This window comes from Plesiomonas sp., assembly GCF_051650925.1.
Lineage (GTDB): Bacteria > Pseudomonadota > Gammaproteobacteria > Enterobacterales > CAMTGL01 > Plesiomonas.
The window spans coordinates 1-6,338 of sequence record NZ_JBOFRH010000497.1; the positions used below are offsets into that span (position 1 = coordinate 1).

General features: G+C 46.1%; 6 protein-coding genes and 1 pseudogene. All 7 read left to right on the forward strand.

The features are described from left to right. Positions 1-201, forward strand: a pseudogene (locus tag ACRC27_RS11945) (GntP family permease); the annotation flags it as partial. 10 nt (positions 202-211) lie between these two features. Further along, complete coding sequence (locus tag ACRC27_RS11950; RefSeq protein WP_438629946.1) at positions 212-1,363, forward strand: glycerate kinase; 1,152 nt, start codon at positions 212-214, stop codon at positions 1,361-1,363. Positions 1,364-1,964: 601 nt separating this feature from the next. After that, entirely contained in the window at positions 1,965-2,387 is a 423-nt protein-coding gene (locus ACRC27_RS11955) for an NADH-quinone oxidoreductase subunit A (RefSeq protein WP_438623113.1), read from the forward strand. A gap of 16 nt (positions 2,388-2,403) precedes the next feature. After that, the gene (locus ACRC27_RS11960; protein ID WP_438623114.1) at positions 2,404-3,078 is read left to right on the forward strand and encodes a NuoB/complex I 20 kDa subunit family protein; all 675 of its coding nucleotides are present in this window, start codon (positions 2,404-2,406) and stop codon (positions 3,076-3,078) included. A 21-nt stretch (positions 3,079-3,099) separates the two neighbouring features. After that, on the forward strand, positions 3,100-4,899 hold the full coding sequence (gene nuoC, locus ACRC27_RS11965) for an NADH-quinone oxidoreductase subunit C/D (protein WP_438623115.1): 1,800 nt from the start codon (positions 3,100-3,102) through the stop codon (positions 4,897-4,899). Positions 4,900-4,901: 2 nt separating this feature from the next. Further along, positions 4,902-5,402: an NADH-quinone oxidoreductase subunit NuoE gene (nuoE, locus tag ACRC27_RS11970; RefSeq protein ID WP_438623116.1), complete on the forward strand. Its 501-nt coding sequence runs from the start codon at positions 4,902-4,904 to the stop codon at positions 5,400-5,402. Continuing rightward, the coding region (locus ACRC27_RS11975; RefSeq protein ID WP_438639969.1) for an SLBB domain-containing protein at positions 5,399-6,338 on the forward strand (940 nt) is incomplete at its 3' end. The genes nuoE and ACRC27_RS11975, both read left to right, overlap by 4 nt.

A 6,338-nucleotide genomic window follows, 5' to 3' on the forward strand; every position in this document is an offset into this window, starting at 1 on the left:
TTGGCGGGCGCGGCGATGATCCATGCCGGTGCTACCGTGTTTGACCACATGCCGCACGGTAGTTTCTTCCACGCTACCGGTGGATCTGTGCATATGGATATGAAAGAACGTTTGGCACTGATCCCGTACGAATCGGCGGTTGGTCTGATGATTGCGGCAGTGTCCACATTGATCTTTGGTGTATTCGGTCTGTTTGTCTAAGAGGCTTATAATGAAAATTGTAATCGCGCCAGATTCCTATAAAGAAAGCCTGACGGCCATGGAAGTGGCAACGGCCATTGAATCTGGATTTCGTAAAATACTGCCAGATGCCGAATACGTTAAATTGCCGATGGCTGATGGCGGTGAGGGCACAGTACAATCTCTCATCGATGCTACCGGTGGAGAGATTATTCACTGCCAAGTGACAGGCCCTCTGGGTGAACAGGTTGATGCATTCTACGGTTTGATGGGGGATCAGCAAACCGCAGTTATCGAAATGGCAGCAGCCTCAGGTTTGCATTTGGTGACACCAGAGCAGCGCAATCCACTGCAAACCACCACTTATGGTACCGGTGAGCTGATTTTGGCCGCTTTAGAGCGCGGGGTTCACCGAATCATCATCGGCATTGGCGGCAGTGCCACCAATGATGGTGGGATTGGCATGGCGCAAGCACTTGGTATTCGCCTGTTGGATAAACAAGGCAAAGAGATCGGGTACGGTGGCGGGGCACTGGCACGTTTGGCGACTATCGACATGTCGGGTCTTGACCCACGTTTAGCGCACATTGAAATTGAAGTCGCGTGTGACGTAGATAACCCACTGTGCGGCTTGAAAGGCGCTTCGCAAGTATTTGGTCCACAAAAAGGGGCAACGCCAGAGATGGTGGCGCAGCTCGACGCTAACTTGGCACACTATGCCGATTTGATGCAGGCACAACTGGGGTGCGATGTAAAAAATCGTGCTGGGGCTGGTGCGGCGGGCGGCTTGGGCGCAGCACTAATGGGGTTATTACAGGCATCTTTACGACCGGGTATCGATATCGTGATGGATGCTGTAAATCTGCGTGATGTGGTGTGCGATGCGGATCTGGTGATCACCGGTGAAGGGCGTATCGACAGCCAGACCATTCACGGAAAAACCCCGATTGGGGTAGCGCGTGCGGCCAAGCAGTTCAACAAACCGGTGATCGGCATTGCCGGTTGTCTGGCGAACGATTGCGATGTCGTTCACCAGCACGGTATTGATGCGGTCTTTAGTGTAGTACCACGTTCGGTTAGTCTGGCGGAAGCCTTGCGTGATGCGGCGTTTAACGTAGAGCTGACTGCTAGTAATGTTGCCGCAGTATATGCATTAGCAGCTCTGTCATCAAAAAATCATTAATGCTATTGCGGCTAAAACGCTAAAACGAATGCACTTGATAGAGATAAAACGATAACGCTACCACTGCCGGCATTCATCAGGATGCCGGATTAACTCTGCAGACTGAAAATGTTGTTGTTTTTTGGCATTGTCGCCGTTTCCTTATTTTCTAAAATCCCATCTTTTAATATCTACATGTCAACGCATTGAAATCACCGTTATATTGCTCGGCTCTTTGTGATAGTCATAGTTTAGTGCCGTAAAAGTGATGTATATCGCATAAATTTTAATGCAGATATTTTATTACAAGCGTCGGTTGCAACCAGACTCAATGAATCCCTTAATCATAACGCACTATCTTTAAAATAGACTGAAAATACAAAGAAATAGGTATTCATTTTAAATGTGAAGGGACGTATCAAAATACACTGCTGTACCGTAATTCAATTGACATATTGTTGCTTATTGGTGTAAAAAACATGTGAAGTTTATATAAAAAAATTGCATGTATTCTGTTCTTTATTACGTGCTATAAATAGACTTATCCTGTTGAGGTGCTTGTTTCCTGCCATAATGCACTGTTCAACCTAACGCTAACCCACTGGTTGTTGAGGGTCAGACGATGACATCGGAAGTCATTGCTCATCATTGGTCTTTTGCCGTATTCGTTTTTGCGATACTCGGCTTATGCGCTTTCATGGTCGGTACTGCCTCATTGTTGGGCGGTAAGGCTTGGGGTCGCTCCAAAAACCAACCGTTTGAATCCGGTGTTGATTCTGTCGGTAATGCCCGCCTGCGTTTTTCTGCCAAATTTTATCTCGTGGCTATGATGTTTGTTATTTTCGACGTCGAAGCTCTGTTTCTTTTTGCATGGGCCGTATCAGTGCGTGAAAGTGGTTGGCTGGGCTTAATTGAAGCCTCTGTCTTTATCGTCGTACTGTTAATGGGGCTGGTTTACTTAGTGCGAATTGGTGCACTTGACTGGACACCTGAACGCTCTAAACGTGCCATTAATGCCAATAAGAATGTTGCCACCAAGTCGTGAAACAAGGATTGTCCACATGAAGTACACGCTCACCCGAATTGATCCGAATGCATTACCCGAACAGTATCCTATGGGTAAAACTGAGACGGTTGATGATCCTTTGCAGCAAGAAATTGACCGTAACATTTTTATGGGCAAGCTCGAAGATGTACTTCATTCAACGGTGAATTGGGGGCGTAAAAACTCCCTCTGGCCCTATAACTTTGGTTTGTCTTGTTGTTACGTTGAGATGACTACCGCCTTCACATCTCCACATGATGTAGCGCGTTTTGGTTCAGAAGTTATTCGTGCATCTCCACGACAAGCTGATTTTATGGTCGTTGCGGGTACATGCTTTATCAAAATGGCACCGGTGATTCAGCGTTTATATGAGCAAATGCTTGAGCCTAAATGGGTTATCTCAATGGGGGCGTGTGCCAATTCGGGTGGTATGTACGATATCTACTCAGTAGTACAAGGCGTAGATAAATTTCTGCCAGTTGATGTGTACATTCCAGGCTGTCCGCCTCGGCCGGAAGCATTTTTGCAAGCACTCATGCTATTGCAAGAATCTATCGGTAAAGAACGTCGTCCGCTCTCTTGGGTGGTTGGTGATCAAGGCGTTTATCGTGCGCAAATGCCTGCAGAGCGTGATGTAAAACGTAATGAGCGTATTCAGGTAAAAAACCTGCGTACTCCCGATGAAGTGTGATGAGCAGGAGTTGCGTTTAAAATGACAACAACACTACAGACTCCTGAGCAGTCAACACAAGGTTGGCCCTCTTCTGATCATCAGCATGATCCTATTCTTGCTGAATTGGCAACCCGTTTTGGCAGTGATGCTTTTGTATTGCAGCCCACTAAAACGGGTATGCCCGTTATCTGGCTACGCAAACCACTGCTAACAGATGTACTGGTATTTTTGAAAAAAGTCGCAAAACCTTATGTCATGCTGTACGACCTGCATGGTGTAGATGAGCGCTTGCGTACGCATCGTGAACACATTGCAGCACAAGATTTTACCGTCTTTTATCATCTGCTCTCGGTTGAGCGTAACCGTGATATTTTGATTAAAATTGCACTCAATGAACATGATTTAGTGCTGCCAAGTATCACGCCTATTTTTGCTAATGCTAACTGGTATGAGCGTGAAGTCTGGGATCTTTATGGCATCACTTTTTCCGGCCACCCTCATTTAACACGAATCATGATGCCACAATCATGGGAAGGGCATCCGTTACGCAAAGATTTCCCAGCTCGAGCCACTGAGTTTGATCCTTTTTCATTGGATATTGCCAAACAAGATTTAGAACAGGAAGCTCTACGGTTTAAACCGGAAGATTGGGGGATGAACAAGGGCACAGACAATGAAGACTACATGTTTCTAAACCTTGGCCCCAACCATCCCTCTGCACACGGTGCATTTCGTATCGTATTACAGCTAGACGGTGAAGAGATTGTCGATTGTGTTCCTGATATCGGCTATCACCACCGTGGCGCAGAAAAAATGGGCGAGCGCCAGTCATGGCATAGTTATATTCCGTATACCGATCGTGTGGAATATCTCGGTGGCGTGATGAATAACCTGCCTTATGTTTTGGCTGTCGAAAAACTGGCCGGTATTAATGTGCCTGAACGCGTTGAAGTTATTCGTGTGATGCTGTCAGAGCTTTTCCGTATTAACAGTCATTTGCTCTTTTTGGGCACCTATATTCAAGATGTCGGTGCGATGACTCCAGTGTTCTTTGCTTTCTCTGATCGGCAGCGTATTTACAATATTATTGAAGCTATTACTGGGGCAAGAATGCATCCAGCATGGTTTCGTATTGGTGGTGTAGCACATGATTTACCGCAAGGTTGGCAGCATCTGGTACGTGAATTCTTAGATTGGTTACCGAATCGCTTAGAGAGTTATGTTACTGCTGCGCTGAAAAACAGCATCTTAAAGGGCCGGACTATCGGTGTTGCTGCGTATAACACCCAACAGGCACTTGATTGGGGTGTGACCGGTGCAGGTTTGCGCGCTACCGGCTTTAATTTTGATATTCGGAAATGGCGTCCTTATTCCGGTTATCAAAACTTTGATTTTGATGTGCCTACCGGCAATAACGGTGATGCTTATGATCGTGCATTAGTCAGAGTTGAAGAGATTCGGCAAAGCCTGCGTATTATTACCCAGTGTTTAAATAATATGCCTCAAGGGCCTTATAAAGCGGATCATCCACTGACTACGCCACCGCCAAAAGAGCGCGCATTACAGCATATTGAAACCCTGATAAACCACTTCCTGCAAGTGTCATGGGGGCCAATAATGCCAGCGAATGAATCATTCCAGATGATTGAAGCAACAAAAGGGGCAAACAGCTATTACCTGACCAGTGATGGCAGCACCATGAGTTATCGCACTCGTATTCGTACCCCAAGTTTTGCGCATTTACAGCAAATTCCCAGTGTTATTCGTGGAAGTCTGGTCTCTGATCTTATTGTCTATTTAGGCAGTATCGATTTTGTTATGTCAGATGTGGATCGTTGATTATGGATAATCACAACAAAGACAACGCAACAGCATTTGAACTTCCTTTCGAAGTTAAAGCGGCCATTGAACATGAAATGGCACACTATGAAGACCCACGAGCCGCGTCAATAGATGCGTTAAAACGGGTGCAAAAGCATTATGGCTGGGTATCTGATGAGGCCATTTACGCCATTGCCGAGATATTAAAAATCCCCGCAAGTGATGTAGAAGGTGTAGCGACATTTTATAGCCAGATTTTTCGTCAACCAGTGGGTCGACATGTGATTCGTTTATGCGATAGCGTAGTGTGTTATATCACCGGCTATCAGGGTATCCAGCATAAACTAGAGCGTAAACTGGGTGTGAAATTAGGGCAAACTACCGCCGATCAGCGCTTTACATTATTACCTGTTTGTTGTTTAGGTAATTGTGATAAAGGCCCAACCCTGATGATTGATGACGATACCCATAGCCACTTAACGCCAGAGAAGATAGATAACTTGTTGGAGCAATATTTATGAGCATATTGTCCGCAGATACACACCCTTTGACGTGGCGCATTCGTCCTGATTTACAACCGGTATGGCTTGATGAATATAAGAAAAAAGATGGCTATGCTGCGGTAATCAAAGCGTTAACTACCATGCAGCCTGCAGAGGTCACTGCGTGCGTAAAAGATGCAGGCTTGCGTGGACGTGGTGGTGCAGGGTTCTCTACCGGCGTAAAGTGGAGCTTAATGCCAACAGATCCTAAGTTTGATCGCAAATATCTGTTGTGTAACGCCGATGAAATGGAGCCAGGCACCTACAAAGATCGCCTGTTGATGGAGCAATTACCCCATCAGCTCGTCGAAGGTATGATTCTGGCTGCTTATGCCCTTGGTACTTATCGCGGCTATATTTTCCTGCGCGGTGAGTATATTGAAGCAGCAGAGCGTTTGCAGCGCGCTATAGATGAAGCGAAAACGGCTGGTTTTTTAGGAAGTAATATTCTTGGCTCTGGATTTAGTTTTGATCTGTATGTTCATACTGGTGCGGGGCGTTATATCTGCGGTGAAGAGACCGCTCTTATTAACTCACTTGAAGGCCGACGCGCCAATCCACGTGCCAAACCGCCGTTTCCTGCTATTGCCGGAGCGTGGGGAAAACCGACCTGTGTGAATAATGTCGAAACACTCAACAATATTCCCTACATTATTCATTATGGCGCTGACTGGTATAAAGGTTTATCGCAAGGTAAAAGCACAGATAGCGGCACCAAATTAATGGGTTTTTCCGGTCGAGTTAAACGTCCTGGTGTGTGGGAAGTACCTTTTGGTACGACTGCCAGAGAATTACTCGAAGAGTATGCCGGCGGCATGCTAGAGGGTTATACATTTAAAGCTTGGCAACCGGGCGGCGCAGGAACTGATTTTCTGCTTGATGAACACCTTGATTTACCGATGGACTTTGACTCTA

What these genes read in the sequence shown, in the direction of transcription:
- ACRC27_RS11950 (WP_438629946.1), top strand. Translation starts at nt 212, where the DNA reads ATGAAAATTGTAATCGCGCCAGATTCCTATAAAGAAAGCCTGACGGCC.
- ACRC27_RS11955 (WP_438623113.1), top strand. Translation starts at nt 1,965, where the DNA reads ATGACATCGGAAGTCATTGCTCATCATTGGTCTTTTGCCGTATTCGTT.
- ACRC27_RS11960 (WP_438623114.1), top strand. Translation starts at nt 2,404, where the DNA reads ATGAAGTACACGCTCACCCGAATTGATCCGAATGCATTACCCGAACAG.
- nuoC (WP_438623115.1), top strand. Translation starts at nt 3,100, where the DNA reads ATGACAACAACACTACAGACTCCTGAGCAGTCAACACAAGGTTGGCCC.
- nuoE (WP_438623116.1), top strand. Translation starts at nt 4,902, where the DNA reads ATGGATAATCACAACAAAGACAACGCAACAGCATTTGAACTTCCTTTC.